Source organism: Streptomyces cahuitamycinicus, assembly GCF_002891435.1.
Taxonomy (GTDB): Bacteria; Actinomycetota; Actinomycetes; order Streptomycetales; family Streptomycetaceae; genus Streptomyces; species Streptomyces cahuitamycinicus.
The window spans coordinates 1-1,343 of sequence record NZ_POUC01000834.1 but is presented as its reverse complement, the minus strand read 5'-3'; the positions used below and the strand labels follow the sequence as shown (position 1 = coordinate 1,343).

Sequence of the window (1,343 nt, the reverse complement as noted above, 5' to 3'; positions counted from 1 at the left end):
GTACGGCCGTTGTCCTCATGGTGGATGGTGAGGGACGGTCGTTGCTCGATGGAGCTTCTACACGGGGCTCCGCGTCGGGCCGCCGAGCGGCAACACCCTCTATCACGTCGTGTGGGGACGGCATGACGGCGACCGCGCCAGCGGGCGGGAGACCGGAACCCGGGCCGAACACCACCGTGCTGCCCGAGCAGAGTGAGCCCCAGGAGTGGGCGATGGTGCCCGACCGGCCGAGCTCGCCGACGGGGAGAACGCCCGAACCACCGACGTGGAGTGGTGGTGAACCCGTGGGCGGGTCGACGGCGCCCCGCCCACGGGCGCGGTCGCGGACGAGGCGGGCGGGAGCTCAATTAAGCAGGGGGCAGGTGAGGGGGAGGACGCGTTCGGTCAGACGGCCGGTGAGGTGGGTGTCGGTGAGGGCGGCTTCGGTGAGCCAGTCCGCTGCGGTCAGCCGGTCGATCAGGTCCCGCAGTTCGCCGGAGCCGACCGGGACCCGGGTGGTGAGGGCGTCCAGGGTGACGCCCCGGCCGCCGGGTCCGAGGCGCCCCACGTCGTCCGCCCACGTGGCCAGCGTCACGGCGAGCAGCCGGGCGCCGGCGGGTGCCTTGGCCTTGCGGAGCTTCTTGTCCGAGACGACTCTCTGGGCCCAGCCGGAGAGCTTGGGCCGTGTCTTCCTGCCGAACGTGAACGGGCCCGTCCCGTCCTCGTCGGGCACCAGGGAGGGGACGGTGACCGGGGTGGGGTTCTCCGGCCGGGAGGCGAGCAGGTCGCCGACGGTGCCGGGGAGGGACAGCCAGCCGCAGCCGGTCAGCTGCTCGACCAAGTCCTCCGGGTCGGTCAGGCCCAGTGCCTCGACGTCCTGGCCGACGAGGTTGCCGGTGCCGGTGTGCGCGGTGCGCAGGGTCAGCAACAGCACCAGCAGCCGTGCTTCCGCTCCGGGCAGCGGCGTGTGGCCGGCCACGTGCGCGAGGACGGAGCGCGCGTACTCCCACTGCGTCGGCACGGTCAGCAGGCGCGCCACGCCCGGTTCGTCGCCTTCCGGGACGCAGCCGGTGCGGTGCTGGTGCTGGCGTCGGATGGCGGCGGCGGCCTGTTCGGCACGCTGGGCCTCCAGCCGCAGGGTGACGTCGCAACTGACGTCGGACCAGGTGAGGAAGGCGCGGGCCTTGCGTTCCTGGAGATCGGCCAGCAGCGCCAGGTCGGGCTCGGGGCGCTTCTGGTAGGCGCGGAAGAGGTCACCGAGCTCGGTGAGTTCGTCCCGCAGGGACACGGGCCGCAGGTCGCGCGGAATGACACGCCGGCCGATCCTCGCCTCCGGCGGGCGGCGGCGCCGCGCGGGCACGGGG

Annotated in this window: 1 pseudogene; it reads right to left on the bottom strand. The window is 73.6% G+C overall.

Going from position 1 to position 1,343, the window contains the following annotated elements:
• Positions 1-343 precede the first annotated feature (343 nt).
• A pseudogene (locus C1J00_RS43275) lies at positions 344-1,343 on the bottom strand (hypothetical protein); the annotation flags it as partial.